A 19582-nucleotide genomic window follows, 5' to 3' on the forward strand; every position below is an offset into this window, starting at 1 on the left:
TATAATTGAAAAAAGCTTGATACAAGTGCATTTTCAATTCAGTCAACTACTGCCTATATATAATTGTAGCCTGAGACATTGATTTATGTCCCAGGCTGTTTTTATGTAAAATTACAGTTAAACTTTAATGATATTTTGAAGAATGTATTAATTTTTTTAGAGTTAATTAATTATTCAGTAAATTCTATTTCTAGTATTTGGAAATATTGTCATGATAGTGATAACACACTTATTGAAAGGATGTTATTACGATGAAAATAAACAAATGGGTTTTCGCAAGTGTTGCAACTGTATCTTTATTAGGTATAGCTAATCCTGTATATGCAAGCGGTAATGGACAAACTAATAATGGTCAATATGATCAGCAATCCACACAGTCCTCTTCAAATCAAAATCAATCAACAAATTGGCAAAAAAACCTAACCGGAGAAGCACATACTACAATTGCGCATAGAGGTGCAAGCGGATATGCACCCGAACATACATTCAATTCATATGATAAAAGTCATAGAGAATTAGGTGCTTCATACATAGAAATTGATTTACAAAGAACGAAAGATGGGCATCTTGTAGCTATGCATGATGAAACTGTTGATCGTACTACAAATGGACATGGTCGTGTTGAAGATTATACTTTAGACGAATTAAAGAAACTTGATGCTGGTAGTTGGTTCAATAAACAACACCCTAATTTAGCTAAATCAGAGTATAAAAATGCTAAAGTTCCTACTTTAGATGAAATTTTAAGTCGCTATGGTAAAAATGCTAATTATTATATAGAAACAAAATCACCAGATGTCTATCCAGGTATGGAAAATCAATTAATTCAATCATTAAATAAACATGGTATGCTGACAAATCAATCCCTTAAAAATGGTCACGTCATAGTTCAATCATTTTCTGAACCGAGTTTACAAAAAATGAAACAATTAAGTCCTAATATCCCATTAATTCGTTTATTAGATAAAGAAGAACTAACATCTCAAACTGAATCAGACTTAAAACGAATCAAATCATATGCTATTGGTGTAGGACCAGAATATACAGATTTAAACGAAAACAATACAAAACATTTAAAAGATTTAGGTTTCCTCATTCATCCATTTACTGTTAATAACGAAACAGATATGCAACGTCTAAATGATTATGGTGTTGATGGTGTGTTTACCAACTATGCTGATAAATATAAAAATATAAGTCACGAATGAAATATATGAAGAATATAGGGTATATATTAATAATATTCATATATTAAAAAGGCAGTGAAAAAATGGCAACAAGCGAAGAAACATTAAATCAATTTTTGGATCATTTAAAAGACGATCATATTACTACTCGTAAAATGATGGGAGAATATATTATATATTATGATAAGGCAGTCGTTGGCGGTTTGTATGACAATCGTTTACTAGTTAAAGCTACAAATTCTTCACTAAGTACATTACCTAATTATGAATTAGTAGAGCCTTATCCTAATGCCAAAAAAATGATACATTATCCTTTTACGGAAGATAGCGATATGATTTTAAAAGTTTTATCCCAAATTAAAAAGGATTTAACATAATTAATCAAAAAAACATTCACTCAATTGTCTTTGAGTGAATGTTTTAATTTAATTTAAAATTATAACAATTTGTGTTTATGCCCAACCACGGTAACGTGCAGCTTCAGCAGTACGTTTAATACCAACGATATAGGCTGCTAAACGCATATCAATTTTTCTATTTTGTGATAATTCATAAATAGTATCAAATGCTGTGATTAATTTTTCACGTAGTTTTTCATTAACTTCTTCTTCTGTCCAGTAATAACCTTGATTATTTTGAACCCATTCGAAGTAAGAAACTGTTACACCACCAGCACTTGCTAACACGTCTGGTACTAATAATACACCACGTTCAGTTAAAATACGTGTTGCTTCTGGAGTAGTTGGACCATTTGCTGCTTCAACTACGATACTTGCTTTAATGTCATTAGCATTATCTTCAGTAATTTGGTTTGAAATTGCAGCTGGAACTAAAATATCGCAATCTAATTCAAATAATTCTTTATTTGAGATTGTTTCTTCAAATAGATTAGTAACAGTACCGAAACTATCTCTTCTATCTAATAGATAATCTATATCTAAACCATTAGGGTCATGTAGCGCGCCATAAGCATCTGAAATACCTACTACTTTAGCACCTAAATCATATAAGAATTTTGCTAAGAAACTACCAGCATTACCAAAACCTTGGATAACAACTTTAGCATCTTTAATATCCATACCTTTACGTTTAGCTGCTTGTTCGATAGCTATAACTACGCCTAATGCAGTTGAGCGGTCACGACCTTCAGAGCCACCTAATACAATTGGTTTACCAGTGATAAATCCAGGTGAATTGAATTTATCTAACGCACTATATTCATCCATCATCCAAGCCATAATTTGTGAGTTTGTAAATACGTCTGGTGCTGGAATATCTTTGTTCGGCCCTACAAATTGTGAGATAGCTCTAACATAGCCGCGTGATAAGCGTTCTACTTCGTGAATACTCATTTGACGAGGGTCACAAACGATTCCGCCTTTACCACCGCCGTATGGTAAATTAACAATACCGCATTTTAATGTCATCCACATTGATAAAGCTTTAACTTCTTCTTCATCAACATCTGGGTGGAAACGTACGCCCCCTTTAGTTGGACCTACAGCATCATTGTGTTGTGCACGATATCCAGTAAATGTTTGAACAGTTCCATCGTCCATACGAACTGGTATACGTACTTGTAACATTCTTAGTGGTTCTTTGATAAGGTCGTACATACCCTCATCAAAACCTAATTTATGCAAAGCTTCTTTAATAATTCCTTGAGTAGAAGTCACTAAATTATTATTCTCAGTCATGATCCTTTTCGCCTCTTTTTTAACTAATGATTTCGCTTTCATTCATTATTGTAACACAACTTTATCCTTTTTAAAGGGGTTACAAAATGATTGTTACAACTTTTTGAACTTATTGAAATACTTGTTTAATTTTTTCAATAGCAATGTCTAATTCTTCTTTAGTAATCACAAGTGGTGGTGCAAATCGAATAACTGTTTCATGTGTTTCTTTACATAATAAACCTAATTCTTTCAATGATTCACAGTATGGTCTTGCATTTTCAGTTAACTCGATTCCGATAAATAATCCACGTCCGCGTACTTCTTTAATAGATGGATGTTCAATTTTTTGTAATTCTGATTTAAAGTATTCACCTAGTTCTAATGAACGACCAGGTAAGTCTTCATCTACAATGACATCTAAAGCTGCTAATGACACAGCACATGCTAATGGATTACCACCGAATGTTGATCCGTGAGAACCTGGTGTAAATACATCTAACACTTCTTTGTCAGCTAATACAACAGAGATTGGTAATACACCGCCGCCTAATGCTTTCCCTAAAATATAAACATCTGGTTTAACATTATCCCAATCAGTAGCAAATAGTTTACCAGAACGACCTAAGCCAGCTTGAATTTCGTCGGCAATAAATAAAATATTGTGTTCATCACAAAGTTCTCTTATAGCTTTTAAATAACCTTCTGGAGGAACATTAATACCAGCTTCACCTTGAATAGGTTCAACTAAAATAGCTGCAGTATTGTCAGTAATAGCTGCTTTTAATTTTTCAACATCACCAAAATCAACTTTGCGGAAACCATCAAGTAATGGACCATATCCTCTTTGATATTCTGCTTCAGATGATAATGATACTGGAGCCATTGTACGACCATGGAAATTACCATTAAATGCAATAATTTCAGCTTGGTTTGGTTCAATACCTTTTACATCGTAAGCCCAACGACGTGCTGCTTTTAATGCTGTTTCAACAGCTTCAGCACCTGTGTTCATTGGTAATGCTTTTTCTTTACCTGATAATTCACAAATTTTCTTATACCATTCGCCTAAATTATCACTGTGGAAAGCACGTGATACTAAAGTGACCTTTTCAGCTTGGTCTTTAAGTGCTTGAATAATTTTAGGATGTCTATGACCTTGGTTTACTGCTGAATAAGCAGATAACATGTCCATATATTTATTACCTTCAGGATCTGTCACCCATACACCTTCCGCTTCTGAAATTACAATCGGTAGTGGCACATAGTTGTGAGCTCCATAATGATTTGTTAATTCAATGATTTCTTCTGACTTAGTCATAATATCTCCCCTTTGTTTAATAAATATTAAAGCTAATTACCAATATCATAACTGATTTTTACCGGCTCTCAAACTGTTTATACAAATATATTTCAAAATTTTCTAATTATAAAGATTAGTTGAGATTTTCTATTAAAATGCTCAAGAAAATAGAATCAACTTTTAGTTTTGAAAGCCCTTACAAATATAATGACACAAGCCTACTATGTTGTACAAGTAAAAGTTTAAAAATTCATCATTATATATAATTTTAAGTTTTAAAAACATTGTGATAACAGTATTATTAGTACATTTTTCATCTGAAAAATTATGATAATTTTCTTTTTGTTTCTATATAAAAAACTAGGATGATATCAATTGGTTTTTGATATCATCCTAGTCATTTAAATATTATTTATCTTTTCTTGGTAATGGATAAAAGCCTTTATTAAATTGTTCCCATAAATTTGGTGGTAATTCATGATTATCTTCACGTTCAGGATCAAAGTTATTAATAATTTCTGATTCTCGACCTTCTTCAATTTTACTTACAAAGTTATAATCTAGAAGTATCTCACGACCTAGTGCAACTAATTCTACACCTACATCTTCAATAGCATTTAAAGCATCATCTGCTGTAAATACTGAACCTATTCCTATTAAAGGCATACGTCCATTAATCCATTTATGAATTAATTTAAGTCTATTTTGTCCTTCGTATTGACCTTCACGTGTTTTAGAATAAATGTCCATAAGAGATACATGTATATAATCAATATCTTTTTTAGTAATTGAATTAATTAATTCTTCTGTGATATCCATTGTAATACCAGGAGATTCTGCTTCTTCTGGTGATAAGCGATAACCTACGATAAAGTCATCTGAAGCATGTTCTTTTTTAGCTTTTAAAACTTCATCAATAACAGCATTAGGGAATTTTAAGTTTTCTGCCCAAACATCGTTTCTTCTATTATAGTAAGGAGAAACGAATTGATGAATTAAATAGTGGTTAGCACCATGTATTTCTACACCATCAAATCCTGCTTCAATAACACGTCTTGTTGCTTCACCAAAATCTTTAATAGTTTGTTCAATTTCCTCAGCGCTCATTTCTCTCGCGTCATGTTCTTCTTGTTGTCCAAAACTTTTTAATGAGATTGGGCTTGGTGCAACGACATCACCATTAGGTGTTAAATTAGGCAAAGCTTGTGCACCACCATGATGTATTTGAACTAATGCTTTTGCACCATTCTTTTTCATTGCTTGTGCTAATTGTTTTAGTCCTTCTATATCAGAGTCATGTGCTACTGAAGGTTGTCCAGGGAATGCTTTACCCACATCATTTACATTACTAGCTGCATTAATTGCAAGTCCTACATCTTTAGAACGTTTTTCAATATAAGGTAATTCAACATCAGAAATGGTTCCATCATCGTTTGAAGAAACATGTGTTAATGGCGCTAAAACAAAACGATTTTTTAGTTCTACACCATTACGTAATGTTACACTCTCAAACAATCGATTATATTTACTGTTCATATATTTAACCTCCACATTTAATAATACATGCGACTATATCACGAAATATATGTACGCTCTATTTTTTTGCTTACAGTCATACACAAAACTTTTCAGTTTATTCATACTATGATTTTTAAGTTGTACTATTTATCAAATACAAAATAAAAACGATAACTTCCAATATTTATTGGAAATTATCGTTTCTATAAGTTCTCTATACTTTTGAAATATAAAGAATTTAAATTACGTCAATTTAATCTTGACGTATAGTACGTTTAGACCGTTTGATCCAGACCGGTAAGCGTTCTTCAAGTGTTTGAAACCCATACTTTTCTGTTTCTTTTATCTCATCTAGCACCGACTGTTTTTCTTTCTTACGTTCATAATTTTTAAAGTAATCGTTATCTTTAAGTGACAAGTTAAGTTTGCCTTCATTATCAATAGATAAAATCTTTGCTTTTACTACTTGTCCCTCAGATAGAAATTTCTTCAAGTTATGGACATAATCATCCATGATTTCTGAAATATGGATAAGTCCTTCAGTATGGTCAGGGGCCTCAACAAATGCGCCATACGGTTGAATACCAGTCACACGTACCTTAATATGTTGACCTTCTTTATAGTGATTATTCAACTTGATAACCCCTTATTTCGTTTTCTTAACACTATTATCATAGCATAAAACAAATTAAGGGACTAACTATAACGTTGAATTTTTTGAATTATTTTGCAATAAATATAACAAAATATAAATCAATAGCTTTTCACATAGTAAAACAAATTATCCCTCAGAATTTTTAATATCGTTTAACTCCTAAGAATAACTATTAAAAAATCACGATAACAGGTAATCAACCTACTATCGTGATTTTTAATTTATATTTAATTCTCACGCGATACTTTTTGACTTTTTCAAAAAAACAATAAGAAGTATCTCGTATCAATTTTTATTCTTCAACGTCTATAGATTCAATAACTACATCGTGAACTGGTTTATCTTGTGGACCTACTTTAGTGTTAGCAATATCTTCTAACGTAGATTCCCCTTCAATAATTTGTCCGAATACTGTATGTTTTTGGTCCAACCATGGTGTTCCACCATTTTCACCATATGCTTTAACGATAGGTTCTGGCCAACCACCATCAGCTAGTTGACTTAACATATTTTGAGGAACTTCTTTCATTTGAACAATGAAAAATTGTGATCCATTTGTATTTGGACCAGCATTTGCCATTGATAAAGCACCATAAAGGTTAAATGCTTCTAATGAAAACTCGTCTTCGAATGCACCGCCATAAATACTTTCTCCACCCATACCAGTTGCTGTTGGGTCACCGCCTTGTACCATAAAGTCATTGATGACACGGTGGAAAGTCACACCATTGTAGTAACCATTTTTAGCATGTGTAACAAAGTTTTCAACTGTTTTAGGTGCAATGTTAGGGAATAACTTAAATGTCATATCACCTTTATTAGTATGCATTACAATTTTAATTTCATCTTCTTGAATCTCTTTATTTAACTGAGGATAGTTCGTCATTAAAATTCTCCATTCATGTTATGATATATGTATATATTAACATATTTGAAAGGAAGTAATATAGAATGTTATATCGATTTTCTCACAAGACTGGAAGTTATGGCGTTTCCATAAAAGAGGAAGATGATGATCAAGTCTTAGTTCAAGTCGAACAAGTGATCAAACATCCTAAACAGGGTGATTTACATTCACCAAATGAATCAGAAGATGTATTCTTTCATGAACGTAGAGCATTAAGTCACTTTGAAAAGAGATATGCTAAGCGTTCACAATTACGTGACTTTAATGTTGAAAAAATGTCATATGAGGAATCATTACAACAAGCCATTTCCAATTTAGAAGAACAACTTAAAGAAAAGAATGATGCCCACGCGAAACGTTCATTGCAAAATTTAGAGCAACTTAAACATGATTATTCAATTCAATACAAACAAAAATTTTATTAAAAATGACGTGTTTCTTCATATTTAAAAGCGATTGAAATACAGTGATTTCAAGCAGTATCACGTTTTCAGAATGATATGATTCATGTATAATAAATATCATAAACATTTTTAAAGGAGGACAATTTAGTGAGTTTGTTACATATTGCGGTACTATTACCGTTAATATTTGCACTCATTATCCCAATCTTATATAGATTCTTTAAAAGAATTCACATAGGTTGGTTCGTGTTACCTGTCCCCGTCGTCTTATTTATATATTTCTTAACTTTTATTACGACTACTATGTCAGGTAATACCGTAATGAAAATTTTTAAGTGGATGCCACATGTCGGTATGAATTTTAACCTTTATGTAGATGGATTAGGATTATTATTTAGTATACTGATAACAGGTGTCGGCAGTTTAGTTGTCTTATACTCCATTGGTTATTTAAGCCAATCAGAACAATTAGGGAATTTTTACTGTTATTTATTACTTTTCATGGGTGCAATGTTAGGCGTTGTACTTTCAGATAACCTTATCGTTTTATATTTATTCTGGGAGTTAACTTCGTTTTCAAGTTTTTTACTTATTTCATTTTGGAGAGACAAGCAAGCTTCCATTTATGGCGCTCAAAAGTCTTTAATCATTACTGTTTTTGGAGGACTAAGTTTACTAGGCGGTATTATTTTACTTTCTATTTCTGCAGATTCGCTAAGTATTCGTTATATTATTCAGCATGTAGCTGATATACAAAGTAGTCCTTTCTTTATCTTAGCAATGATTTTTGTACTAATTGGTGCGTTTACTAAATCAGCACAAGTTCCCTTTTACATATGGTTACCAGATGCAATGGAAGCACCTACACCTGTAAGTGCTTATTTACATTCTGCAACGATGGTAAAAGCTGGTTTATATTTAATAGCTAGAATGACTCCTATTTTCGCAGTGTCACAAGGATGGATTTGGACAGTTACTCTAGTTGGATTAATTACCTTGTTTTGGGCATCATTAAACGCTACGAAACAGCAAGATCTCAAAGGGATTTTAGCATTTTCTACTGTGTCACAACTGGGAATGATTATGTCTATGCTAGGTATTGGTGCTGTTAGCTATCACTTTGAAGGTCAGGATAGTCAATTATATATCGCGGCTTTCACAGCAGCTGCATTTCACTTAATTAACCATGCGACGTTTAAAGGTGCATTGTTTATGATAACTGGTGCAGTCGACCATAGTACGGGTACTCGTGATGTTAGAAAATTAGGCGGTTTATTAACGATTATGCCAATTTCATTCACAATTACAGTGATTACTTCTTTAAGTATGGCTGGCATACCCCCATTCAATGGCTTTTTATCAAAAGAAAAATTCATTGAATCCGTTATTGAATTAACGCATGCAAATACCATGAGTTTAAATACAATAGGTATTATCTTTCCAATATTAGCTATTGTTGGTAGTATCTTTACTTTTGTATATTCAATTAAATTTATTATGCATATATTCTTTGGACAATATAAACCAAATCAATTACCTCATAAAGCTCATGAAGCATCGATATTAATGCTTATTTCGCCTGCTATATTAGCAATATTAGTTATTGTATTTGGTTTATTCCCAGGAATTTTAACACAATCAATCATAGAACCAGCAACAGCTTCAATGAGTCAAACTTCTCAAGTGAGTGCTGAGTTCCATTTATTCCATGGTATAACTCCAGCATTTATCACTACAATTTGTATTTATATCGTAGGAATTTTATTAATTTTAACGTTTGCTTATTGGATTAAATTATTACAGGCACAACCTAAACAAATTACTTTTAATTATTGGTACGACGGTTTAGGAAAATATATCCCAACTTATTCTAAAAATATGACTAATAGTTATGTGACTGGCTCTGCTAGAAATAATCTGGTCATTATCTTTGGCTTATTAATATTATTAACAACTGTTGTATTACTTAGCGTGCCATTTACTATTAATTTCAAAAATGTTAGTCATATTAGAATTTTTGAAGTTGGAATTATCGCTTTACTTGTTATAGCAGCATTTTTAATTATATTTGCTAAATCTCGTTTGTTTAGCATTATTATGTTAAGTGCAGTGGGTTATTCAGTATCTGTGCTATTCATATTCTTTAAAGCACCTGACTTAGCCCTTACACAATTTGTCGTAGAATCAATTTCTACTGCATTATTTTTACTATGTTTTTATTTCTTACCTAATCTTAACCGTTACAACGAAACACGTTCATTTAAAGTAACAAATGCATTAATCTCAGCAGGAATTGGACTTGTCGTGATTATTTTAGGATTAATTGCATATGGTAACCGACACTTTGAATCTATTACTCATTACTATCAAGACCATGTCTATGATCTTGCTTCTGGTAAGAATATGGTCAATGTCATATTAGTCGATTTCCGTGGTATGGATACGTTATTTGAATCATCAGTATTAGGTATTGCAGGATTAGGCATTTATACAATGATTAAACTGCGCAAAAAGCATCAACGTCATACAGAAACGAGTGAGGTGAAACGTCATGAACAGACAGAAAAATGATTTAATGTTTCAATATACAGCTGTCATTATTTTCTTCATGATTATGATGTTTGGTTTTTCTTTATTCCTTGCAGGTCATTACACTCCTGGTGGCGGCTTTGTCGGTGGTTTATTATTTTCTAGTGCCTTAGTTATCATTACTATCGCATTTGATATTAAAACGATGCGAAAAATTTTCCCTATAGATTTTAAAATACTTATAGGTATTGGGTTATTATTTTGTGTTGGTACACCAATGGCTAGTTGGTTTATGTCTAATAACTTTTTCACACATGTTACTTTTGATATTCCGCTTCCATTGTTACAACCAATGCATATGACAACCGCTGTATTCTTTGACTTTGGTGTTTTATGTGCAGTCGTAGGAACTGTAATGACTATTATTTTATCGATTGGAGAGAACGAATAGTGGAGATTATTATGATATTTGTTAGTGGCATACTTACAGCAATCAGCGTCTATCTCGTTTTATCTAAAAGTTTGATACGAATCATTATGGGAACTACGCTACTAACACACGCAGCAAATTTATTTCTAATTACTATGGGTGGATTAAAACATGGCGCATCACCTATCCACGAAAAAGGAATTCATAGCTATGTTGATCCAATCCCTCAAGCACTTATATTAACAGCTATCGTTATCGCATTTGCTACTACGGCTTTCTTTTTAGTACTAGCCTTTAGAACATACAAAGAGTTAGGTACTGATAACGTGGAAAGTATGAAAGGAGTTCCAGAAGATGTCAGAGAGTAATATGCTAGCCCTTACTTTAGTTGTACCTATTCTAACGGCAATATTACTCGTCTTTATTGGAAAACGAACATATATAAAACGTTATGTCGCTTTAGCAGGTACAATGATTACTTTAGTTATATCTATTATTAATTTGTATAATGTATTTAAAAATGGACCTATTAAATTGGAATTAGGCTCATGGAAAGCACCTTACAGTATTGTATTTGTATTAGATACTTTTAGTGCATTACTAATCATTACAAGTATTATTATTACTGCACTCATCATTCTATATTCTTATAATTCGATTGGTGTTGACCGAGAAAGATTCTATTATTATTTCTCTTTAATGTTCATGCTTATAGGTATTATTGGTGCCTTTACAACAGGAGATATATTTAACTTATTTGTATTTTTTGAAGTATTCTTAATGTCTTCATATTGCCTTTTAGTTATTGGCACTACAAAAATACAACTACAAGAAACGATTAAATATGTATTAGTTAATGTTGTTTCTTCATCATTCTTTGTTATGGGTGTCGCTATTTTATATTCCGTTGTCGGAACTTTAAACTTGGCACACATCAGTCAACGTTTGAATGAATTATCAGCACATGAAAGTGGCTTAGTAAATATTGTATTTATACTATTCATTTTCGTCTTTGCTACTAAAGCTGGCGTCTTCCCAATGTATGTATGGTTACCTGGTGCTTACTATGCACCACCGTTTGCTATTATGGCATTCTTTGGTGCTTTACTTACAAAAGTAGGCGTATATGCCATTGCCAGAACATTAAGTTTATTCTTTAATAGTTCAGTAGGTTTTTCTAACTATGTCATATTATTCTTAGCGTTATTAACAATTATTTTTGGTTGTGTTGGCGCAGTATCCTACTATGATACGAAAAAAATCATTTTATATAATATCATGATTGCAGTAGGCGTTATTTTAGTCGGTGTTGCTATGATGAATGAAACGGGCATGATTGGTGCTATTTACTACACTATTCATGATATGTTAGTTAAAACATCCCTTTTCTTCTTAATAGGTGTCATGTATAAAATTACAAAAACTACGGATTTACGTCAATTTGGTGGACTAATTAAACGATATCCTGTTCTTGGGTGGACATTCTTTATAGCTTCGTTAAGTTTGGCAGGTATACCGCCACTTAGTGGTTTTTACGGTAAATTGTATATCGTAAAAGCTACATTTGAAAAAGGATTTTATTTAACAGGTATCGTAGTATTAATCTCTAGTTTAGTAGTTTTATATTCTGTTATAAGAATCTTCTTAAAAGGATTCTTCGGAACACCTAAAGGATATGATATATCAACTAAAGTAAATAGTTATGGTTTAATTACTGTTTCAGTGATTGCTGTTGCCATTACTGTATTATTTGGATTATCAGCGGATGTCCTATACCCAATTATTAAAGATGGCGCAGAAACATTCTATGATCCAAGCGTATATATTAATAGTGTATTGGGAGGTAAATAATGATGGCAGTCCAAATTGTTGTTAATTTATTAGTTTCAATTGTGTGGTTACTCATTTCAGATAGCTATACATTAAACAATTTCGTATTAGGTTATTTATTTGGTCTCATATTGGTTTATCTCCTTCATCGCGTAATGCCAGGAAAGTTTTACTTAATTCGTATATATAGAATGATTCGATTAGTCTTTATTTTCTTATTAGAATTAATAAAAGCTAATCTAGATGTCTTAAAAATCATCTTAAAGCCACAAATCACTAATAACCCGGGATTCTTTGTATATCCAACAGATTTGAAGACAGACTGGCAAATAGTGTTACTTTCCAATTTAATTACATTAACACCTGGGACTGTAGTTCTTGGTATTAGTGATGATCGTACCAAAATCTATATACATGCTATTGACTTTAGTACAACCGAAGAAGAAATTGAAGGAATAAAATCTTCTTTAGAAAAAGTTGTTAGAGAGGTGGGCGAAGAACAATGACAATTAAAACAATAATTATTATTGCATTAATCATAGTCGTTTTATCTATGTTGGCTATGCTAGTTAGAGTTATTTTAGGACCCTCTCTAGCAGATAGAGTAGTTGCATTAGATGCCTTGGGCCTACAACTAATGGCCGTTATTGCACTCTTCAGTATTTTAATGAATATTAAATATATGATTGTAGTTATTTTATTAGTAGGTATTTTAGCCTTCTTAGGTACAGCCGTTTTCTCAAAATTCATGGATAAAGGTAAGGTGATAGAACATGATAGAAACGATAGTCATTAGTATTTCTCTTATCTTAATCATTATTGGAGCAATCATCAGTGCTGTAGCTGCTATTGGTTTATTAAGACTTGAAGATATCTATTCTCGTGCACACGCTGCTGGTAAAGCCGCTACATTGGGAGCAATGAGTTTATTAATGGGAGCATTTTTATATTTTATTGGTACTGAAGGTTATACAAACATGCAATTAATCATTGGTATTATCTTCGTCTTAATTACTGGCCCCCTATCAAGTCACATGATAATGAAAGCAGCTTATAATACAAATACACCTTATAGTAAAAATACTAAAGTTGACGAAATTAAAGAAGATTTAAAAGATAAAAAATTATAAATATTATTTGAAAAGGACCAATCGATAAAATCATACTTCGATTGGTCTTTTTAATAATCATTGATACTATTCTAGATTTGGGTAACTTTATCATTCACTACATCTATATCGAATCCTAAATCCTTTAACATATCATAATCTAATTGATTAGGTTGACCACCTGTTATTAAGTAATCACCTACAAATATAGAATTAGCAGCTTGTAACGCTAATGGCTGTAATGAACGTAAGTTAACTTCTCTTCCACCTGCAATTCGTATTTCTTTAGTTGGATTAATTAATCTAAACATTGAAATGATACGCAAACATTTCATTGGTGTTAATTCGTCCATATTTCCAAATTTAGTTCCCTTTATTGGATGTAAAAAATTTATGGGAATACTATCTGCATCAATCGCTTTGAGTGCTAAAGCCATATCTATAATATCCTCATTCGTTTCACCCATACCGCATATAACTCCAGAACAAGGTGAAATCTGGTTTGCTTTCATAACCTCAATAGTATTAACTCGATCTTCATATGTATGTGTAGTTACCACGTTATCATGATAACGTTCACTTGTATTAATATTGTGATTATAGCGGTCTACGCCTGCTTCTTTTAATTGTGAAGCTTGCTCTTCATTGGTTAAACCTAAGCATGCACATATTTTAAGTTGTGGATGTATAGTTTTAATTTCTTGTACGGTATCACAAATATGTTTAACTTCTTTATCACTAGGACCTCTACCACTCATAACAATACAATACGTTCCTATCTGATTTTCATAAGCCACTTTTGCCCCTGCTTTTATTTTCTCCTTATCAACTAAACCATATCTTTGCTTTTGTTTCATTTCTCTAGATTGCCCACAATAACCACAATCTTCAGGACATATACCACTTTTAGCATTAAGTATCATATTTAATTTTACTTTTTTACCATAGTAATGTTTTCTAACGATATATGCTTCATGTAATAACTCCAATGTATCTATTCTGTCGCTTTCGAAGATACTTAGCCATTCTTTTTTAGTAAAATTGTCTTCTTTCATAACTCTTTCTGATAATTTCATTCAATTTTCCCCCTATTATCATAAAATAAATCTTCTTTATGTATATATGAGAATCTAAATACTATTCTATTATAATGTAAACTAATTTATTTTAAAAGTTTACATTATAGCTATGGATTATTATTGTCATGAAATTGTATTAGAAGTAGAAGTGTGCTATAATTTTTAAATCGTAATAATTACGTCTTATATAATAAATTAGAAAGCGAGTTGATAACATGCACTGGACAATTATTGGTGGTGGCATTCAAGGTACAACAATAGCTTTAAAACTAAGACAAGCCGGCTTATCATCTAACGAATTGACAATAATAGACCCTTATCCTTCATTATGTGAACAATTTAATACTTATACTCAACGTATTAGTATGCCATTTTTAAGATCTCCATTTGTACATCATATTCACCCTGAGCCATTTCATTTAAAACAATATGCTAAATTTAATCAATATACAGGTGCTACATACGGTCCTTATAAACGACCACAGCGTGATATGTTTATGCATCATACTCATGAACTTATCCATCAATATCATTTAAATGAGAGTCACATACAAGGATTTGTTAAACATATAAATCGAAAGCAACATCAATGGCAGTTAGAATTGGCAAACGGTCAAACCATTCAAACAGAATTTTTAATTATTGCACATGGTTGTAACCATCGCGCGAATATTCCACCTATGTTTCAGCAACAACCCGATGTCCAGCATATTTTCAACGAAGCGGAATCGCAAATAAATATTAATCAAACTTCTCATGTCGTGGGAAGCGGAATATCAGCCGCACATTTGACACTTAAATTAATTAATACTAATCATCAAAGAACAATTCATTTATGGTTAAATAAAGATATTGAAATTCATGATTTTGACGCCGACCCAGGTTGGCTTGGTCCTAAGAATATGAAACATTTCTTAAATATCGAATCTTCACAGGAACGAATGAGAATTATTAAGGCAGAACGTCATAAAGGATCAATGCCTCACGAACTATATCTTCGTATTAAAAAACATGTAAATAATGGTCGTTTAGTTCTTCATAAAAATGAAATTAAAGATATTAAAGATCATCATATCATTACAACTCACAAATCGATTTATTATGACCATATTTTATTAGCTACTGGATTTGAAAATACTGTCATGAATCAACCTATTATCCAAGATTTAATTACTCAATTGAACGCTCCATTAACAAAATGTGGTTTTCCTAACATATCATATGAGTTAGAATGGTTACCTAATTTATATGTAGCTGGTGGACTAGCAGATTTAGAACTTGGTCCCTTTGGTAGAAATATTATGGGCGGTCGAGAATCTTCTGAAAGAATCTGTCATGCATATAATCGCATACTAAAAGAAAAAGTAACCTAATAAACAACAAATTACCCCTATAATTGAAATTATATTTCAACTATAGGGGTATATATTATTTATAAATTTATGAGATATATTTTACTTCAAAGCTTTAATTGCCATTGTCCCTCTCATAATACTAATTAGGTTATCGTTTTCATCTTTAATTTCAATATTCCAAACTTGTGTTGATTTACCTTGGTGGATAATAGTAGCTATTGCAATAACCTTTCCTTCTTTTACTGAATGGACATGGTTAGCATTCATTTCTAAACCTAATGGAATATACTGAGTCGTATCTATTAAATTCGCTGCTCCAAGTGAACAGGCAGTTTCTCCTAGGGCCAAACTCGCACCGCCATGTAAATATCCAAATGGTTGTTTCACTTTATCTGTAACTGGCATTGAAATAACTACTTTGCCTTCTTCTTCAATTTCAACATTCATTTCAAATGTTTCTAACAAATTGGTCAACTTAGAACACCTCTTTTTATACTATAATACCATGGCTGCTATCGTACCAAAAATAATCAATGGTATATTATAGAATAAAAAGTTTGGAATACATGTATCTCTAATATGGTCATGTTGTCCATCCATATTAAGTCCTGCTGTTGGACCTAAAGTTGAATCACTAGCTGGTGAACCTGAATCACCTAATGCACTAGCTGTACCTATCAATGCAATTAAAGCCATTGTATCTAAACCAATTGATGAACCAAATGGAATAAATAATGAAGCAATAATTGGTATCGTCGCAAATGATGAACCGATACCTAGCGTAACGATTAAGCCTATAATATACATAATTACTATACTTAGTAATTTATGATCTCCTGTAATACTTGTTAAACTTTTTACTAAGTTATCTATATCTCCAGTAGCATTCATGACACCAGCAAAACCATTAGCCGTCAATATTACAACACCAATATATGCCATAATTTTGATACCATCTACAAATTGTTCGTCTAATTCGTGCCAACTATATGCACGTGAAATGAAGAATACAAGAACACCTGCTAAAGCACCAAAAATCATTGAATCTGTTAATGTTTGAACAATAAAAGTTGCTAAAATCGCAATGATAGTAACAACTAAAATATATGGTTTTACTTCAGTTACGGTTGCTCTATCATTAATATTTCGCTCTTCATATTTTCTTGGTTTGCGGTAAACAATTAAACCTAAAATTAAACCAACGATATAGCCCATTGAAGGAATTATCATCGCTTTCCAAATCATATTAAACTCGATAGGATGGTGTGCTTTTTGAAAACCACTTTGAATAATTTGATGATATATTTGACCAAAACCATAAGGTATTAAAACATAAGGCCAACATAATCCAAATCCAATGACTAAACCAATGACTCTTCTATCAATATTTAAATCATTGAATAAACTTAATAATGGTGGGATAACAATTGGAATAAATGCAATATGTACAGGTATTAAATTCTGACTCATAATACTCATTGCTAGTAACGCAACGATAATAATTATTTTTACTTTAATTCTTGAAAGTCGACTATTTTCAGAGTGAATTGCATTAATTATTTTTCCAACTAAATAGTCTGTAATACTACTATAGGAAATTAATGCAGCAAATCCTCCTAATAATGAGTAGCTCAATGCGACTTCAGCACCGTCAACAATATTCTTCCCAAATATACTTATAACTTTTTCAACACTCATACCAGACAGTATGCCGCCAACAAGTGCACTAATAAATAAACTTATAACGACATTCAATCTACACAAGCATAAGATAATCATTAATATAACAGCTATAACTACTGCATTTACCATAAGCAAAACCATCCTTTATCACTCTATCGAACTAAAGCGTTTATGGATAATATCATAGCAATTCAATAATATAAAGTCAATATAAAAATAAAACCAATTGCATATTATAATTAACAACAAGAAAGGAGGTTCAAACCTCCTCCCTTAATAAACTAATTCATTGTTTTCAACCATTCTATAATAGTAGGAATCATATAACCGGTTGGTCCCTTTGGTCCTTTATAAGACATTTTATTTATAGTAGCTGGTCCTGCGATATCAAAATGCATATGCGGAATTGATCCACTAAAATGACTAATAAAGGATGCTGCAAATAAAGCTTTTCCTTGTCCATTCGTATGATTAACTAAATCAGCTACGTCGCTATTTTTTATTAATTGTCTTTCAGTTTGAGTAATAGGCAGCTCAAATACTTGTTCATCAACATTTTTAGCCAATTTTAAAATTTCTTGTAGCTGATTAGAAGCATGTGATTCAAATGCAGCAGCTTTATCTTCACCTAAGGCTACAATAGCTGCACCTGTTAATGTTGCAAAATCTAATATAACTTGTGGCTTAAATTGGGTAGCAAAGGCTACAGCATCACCCAATACTAGTCGCCCTTCTGCATCGGTATTTAGAACTTCAACGGTTTCACCATTAAACGCTGTGTATACATCATCAGGTTTCATAGCTTTTTCATTTATCATGTTTTCAGCTGAAGCAATTACACCAATAATATTGATAGGAAGTGCTAATTGATGAGCAACCTTTATCATTGCAACAACATTAGCTGCACCACACATATCGTATTTCATTGTTTGCATGCCTGTTTTACTTTTAATGCTATAACCACCGGAATCATAAGTAATTCCTTTACCAACTAATGCGATTGGATCTGCATCATCTTGACGACCTTGATAACTTAACGTAATGAGTCTTGGACTATGAATAGAACCTTTTCCTACTGCATGTAATAATCCAAATCCTTCATCTTGTATAGTTTGTCCATCTTTAATCTCAACACTAACTGACGTATCTTTAAATAGCTTATCTACACTTTCGGCAAAATATTGTGGAGTTAAAATATTAGGTGGTATTTGGCTAAAGCCACGTGCTATATTAATTGATTCACCTAAAATTTTACCTTCTTTTATCATTGATTCTATGTCTTCATGTCTTTGATTTACGCTTATATATAAATTAGGTTGATATGGTGAGCGTTTATCAGATCTATAATTATCAAATTGATAAATAGATTGTTCACTTTGTAATCCCAGTGTTTTAGCTATAATACTGTCATTAATATACTTATTTAAAAATGATGATAATATTAACTCCGCTTCAGTAATAAATTCTTGTTTTAAATATTGAAATAAATTTCCCCATATTTTTAAAAAATCCGCATAATTCAATTGTTTGATATTACCTAAGCCTACTGTTATTAATCTTTTAGGTTGTTCTTGAATATATATGATTGAAGTCGCAATTTTTCCAATGCCACCTTGGATAATATGATTTTGCTTTAATGTTTGTAAATCTTCAATTAATGATTGACCATTATAATTTATATTTTCTAATTGATTTATATGTTCAGGGATGCCAACGATAATATTATGTATATCGTTGTGCGCTGTCGAATTAACGTGAATTTTCATAAGTGCGTCCTCCTTATTTATATTAATTCATTTATAAATCATTTTATATCATTTCAAAATATAAAAAATGATTATTATTGAAATGACTATTGAGTATTTTACTTACAAATCATCTTTTCTTAATAAGCATACAAAAAAGCCTCCAAACTAT

20 protein-coding genes are annotated in these 19582 nt (G+C 31.7%); 11 read left to right on the forward strand and 9 right to left on the reverse strand.

The window, feature by feature from the left end; translation table 11 throughout:
• The first annotated feature begins 251 nt into the window (after positions 1-251).
• Positions 252-1208 (forward strand): glycerophosphodiester phosphodiesterase, encoded by a 957-nt coding sequence (locus HMPREF3125_RS04965; RefSeq protein ID WP_070452318.1) that lies wholly within the window; start codon positions 252-254, stop codon positions 1206-1208.
• A 62-nt stretch (positions 1209-1270) separates the two neighbouring features.
• Positions 1271-1564 (forward strand): TfoX/Sxy family protein, encoded by a 294-nt coding sequence (locus HMPREF3125_RS04970; RefSeq protein ID WP_046466505.1) that lies wholly within the window; start codon positions 1271-1273, stop codon positions 1562-1564.
• A 75-nt stretch (positions 1565-1639) separates the two neighbouring features.
• Here HMPREF3125_RS04970 and HMPREF3125_RS04975 read toward each other — a convergent pair whose 3' ends face one another.
• The 5 genes from HMPREF3125_RS04975 to HMPREF3125_RS04995 all read right to left on the reverse strand — a co-directional run bounded on the left by HMPREF3125_RS04975 (position 1640) and on the right by HMPREF3125_RS04995 (position 7225).
• Positions 1640-2884 carry a Glu/Leu/Phe/Val family dehydrogenase gene (locus tag HMPREF3125_RS04975; RefSeq protein WP_029055589.1) on the reverse strand — a complete coding sequence of 415 codons (1245 nt, stop codon included), beginning with the start codon at positions 2882-2884 and terminating at the stop codon, positions 1640-1642.
• 109 nt (positions 2885-2993) lie between these two features.
• Positions 2994-4184 carry an ornithine--oxo-acid transaminase gene (locus HMPREF3125_RS04980; RefSeq protein WP_017637427.1) on the reverse strand — a complete coding sequence of 397 codons (1191 nt, stop codon included), beginning with the start codon at positions 4182-4184 and terminating at the stop codon, positions 2994-2996.
• Between the two features lie 390 nt (positions 4185-4574).
• Complete coding sequence (locus HMPREF3125_RS04985; RefSeq protein ID WP_070452322.1) at positions 4575-5702, reverse strand: NADH-dependent flavin oxidoreductase; 1128 nt, start codon at positions 5700-5702, stop codon at positions 4575-4577.
• Between the two features lie 235 nt (positions 5703-5937).
• Positions 5938-6318, reverse strand: a complete 381-nt coding sequence (ygs, locus tag HMPREF3125_RS04990) for a S1 domain-containing post-transcriptional regulator Ygs (protein ID WP_017637429.1) — start codon at positions 6316-6318, stop codon at positions 5938-5940.
• A gap of 313 nt (positions 6319-6631) precedes the next feature.
• Positions 6632-7225, reverse strand: a complete 594-nt coding sequence (locus tag HMPREF3125_RS04995) for a peptidylprolyl isomerase (protein WP_017637430.1) — start codon at positions 7223-7225, stop codon at positions 6632-6634.
• 65 nt (positions 7226-7290) lie between these two features.
• On the opposite strand from HMPREF3125_RS04995, the gene kapB reads away from it, so the two are divergent.
• The 8 genes from kapB to mnhG1 all read left to right on the forward strand — a co-directional run bounded on the left by kapB (position 7291) and on the right by mnhG1 (position 13569).
• Positions 7291-7671 carry a sporulation phosphorelay system protein KapB gene (kapB, locus tag HMPREF3125_RS05000; RefSeq protein ID WP_029055592.1) on the forward strand — a complete coding sequence of 127 codons (381 nt, stop codon included), beginning with the start codon at positions 7291-7293 and terminating at the stop codon, positions 7669-7671.
• A 126-nt stretch (positions 7672-7797) separates the two neighbouring features.
• Positions 7798-10221: a Na+/H+ antiporter subunit A gene (locus HMPREF3125_RS05005; protein ID WP_070452325.1), complete on the forward strand. Its 2424-nt coding sequence runs from the start codon at positions 7798-7800 to the stop codon at positions 10219-10221.
• On the forward strand, positions 10202-10630 hold the full coding sequence (gene mnhB1 / locus HMPREF3125_RS05010; protein ID WP_017637433.1) for a Na+/H+ antiporter Mnh1 subunit B: 429 nt from the start codon (positions 10202-10204) through the stop codon (positions 10628-10630). The genes HMPREF3125_RS05005 and mnhB1 overlap by 20 nt, the downstream gene beginning before the upstream one ends.
• A complete protein-coding gene (gene mnhC1 / locus HMPREF3125_RS05015) occupies positions 10630-10977 on the forward strand; it encodes a Na+/H+ antiporter Mnh1 subunit C (RefSeq protein WP_017637434.1) in 348 nt (115 codons plus the stop codon). Before mnhB1 ends, mnhC1 begins: the two co-directional genes overlap by 1 nt.
• Positions 10964-12460 (forward strand): Na+/H+ antiporter Mnh1 subunit D, encoded by a 1497-nt coding sequence (mnhD1, locus tag HMPREF3125_RS05020; protein ID WP_070452327.1) that lies wholly within the window; start codon positions 10964-10966, stop codon positions 12458-12460. The genes mnhC1 and mnhD1 overlap by 14 nt, the downstream gene beginning before the upstream one ends.
• 2 nt (positions 12461-12462) lie before the next feature.
• Positions 12463-12945 carry a Na+/H+ antiporter Mnh1 subunit E gene (mnhE1, locus tag HMPREF3125_RS05025; RefSeq protein ID WP_070452698.1) on the forward strand — a complete coding sequence of 161 codons (483 nt, stop codon included), beginning with the start codon at positions 12463-12465 and terminating at the stop codon, positions 12943-12945.
• Complete coding sequence (gene mnhF1 / locus HMPREF3125_RS05030) at positions 12942-13235, forward strand: Na+/H+ antiporter Mnh1 subunit F (protein ID WP_070452330.1); 294 nt, start codon at positions 12942-12944, stop codon at positions 13233-13235. The genes mnhE1 and mnhF1 overlap by 4 nt, the downstream gene beginning before the upstream one ends.
• Positions 13213-13569, forward strand: coding sequence for a Na+/H+ antiporter Mnh1 subunit G (gene mnhG1 / locus HMPREF3125_RS05035; RefSeq protein WP_017637438.1), 357 nt, complete (start codon positions 13213-13215; stop codon positions 13567-13569). Before mnhF1 ends, mnhG1 begins: the two co-directional genes overlap by 23 nt.
• 71 nt (positions 13570-13640) lie before the next feature.
• Here the strand turns inward: mnhG1 and bioB are convergent, their stop codons facing one another.
• Positions 13641-14624: a biotin synthase BioB gene (gene bioB / locus HMPREF3125_RS05040; RefSeq protein ID WP_017637439.1), complete on the reverse strand. Its 984-nt coding sequence runs from the start codon at positions 14622-14624 to the stop codon at positions 13641-13643.
• A 218-nt stretch (positions 14625-14842) separates the two neighbouring features.
• Here bioB and HMPREF3125_RS05045 point away from each other — a divergent pair, with 218 nt between their 5' ends.
• Positions 14843-16000: an NAD(P)-binding domain-containing protein gene (locus tag HMPREF3125_RS05045; protein WP_070452333.1), complete on the forward strand. Its 1158-nt coding sequence runs from the start codon at positions 14843-14845 to the stop codon at positions 15998-16000.
• Positions 16001-16081: 81 nt separating this feature from the next.
• On the opposite strand, the gene HMPREF3125_RS05050 is transcribed toward HMPREF3125_RS05045, so the two are convergent.
• The 3 genes from HMPREF3125_RS05050 to HMPREF3125_RS05060 form a co-directional block, all read right to left on the reverse strand.
• Positions 16082-16456 (reverse strand): PaaI family thioesterase, encoded by a 375-nt coding sequence (locus HMPREF3125_RS05050; protein WP_017637441.1) that lies wholly within the window; start codon positions 16454-16456, stop codon positions 16082-16084.
• Between the two features lie 21 nt (positions 16457-16477).
• The gene (locus tag HMPREF3125_RS05055; protein ID WP_070452336.1) at positions 16478-17794 is read right to left on the reverse strand and encodes a Na+/H+ antiporter family protein; all 1317 of its coding nucleotides are present in this window, start codon (positions 17792-17794) and stop codon (positions 16478-16480) included.
• 152 nt (positions 17795-17946) lie between these two features.
• On the reverse strand, positions 17947-19431 hold the full coding sequence (locus HMPREF3125_RS05060) for a M17 family metallopeptidase (RefSeq protein WP_070452339.1): 1485 nt from the start codon (positions 19429-19431) through the stop codon (positions 17947-17949).
• Positions 19432-19582: the final 151 nt, after the last annotated feature.

The organism is Staphylococcus sp. HMSC13A10, from assembly GCF_001808005.1.
In the GTDB taxonomy this organism is placed as follows: Bacteria; Bacillota; Bacilli; order Staphylococcales; family Staphylococcaceae; genus Staphylococcus; species Staphylococcus pasteuri.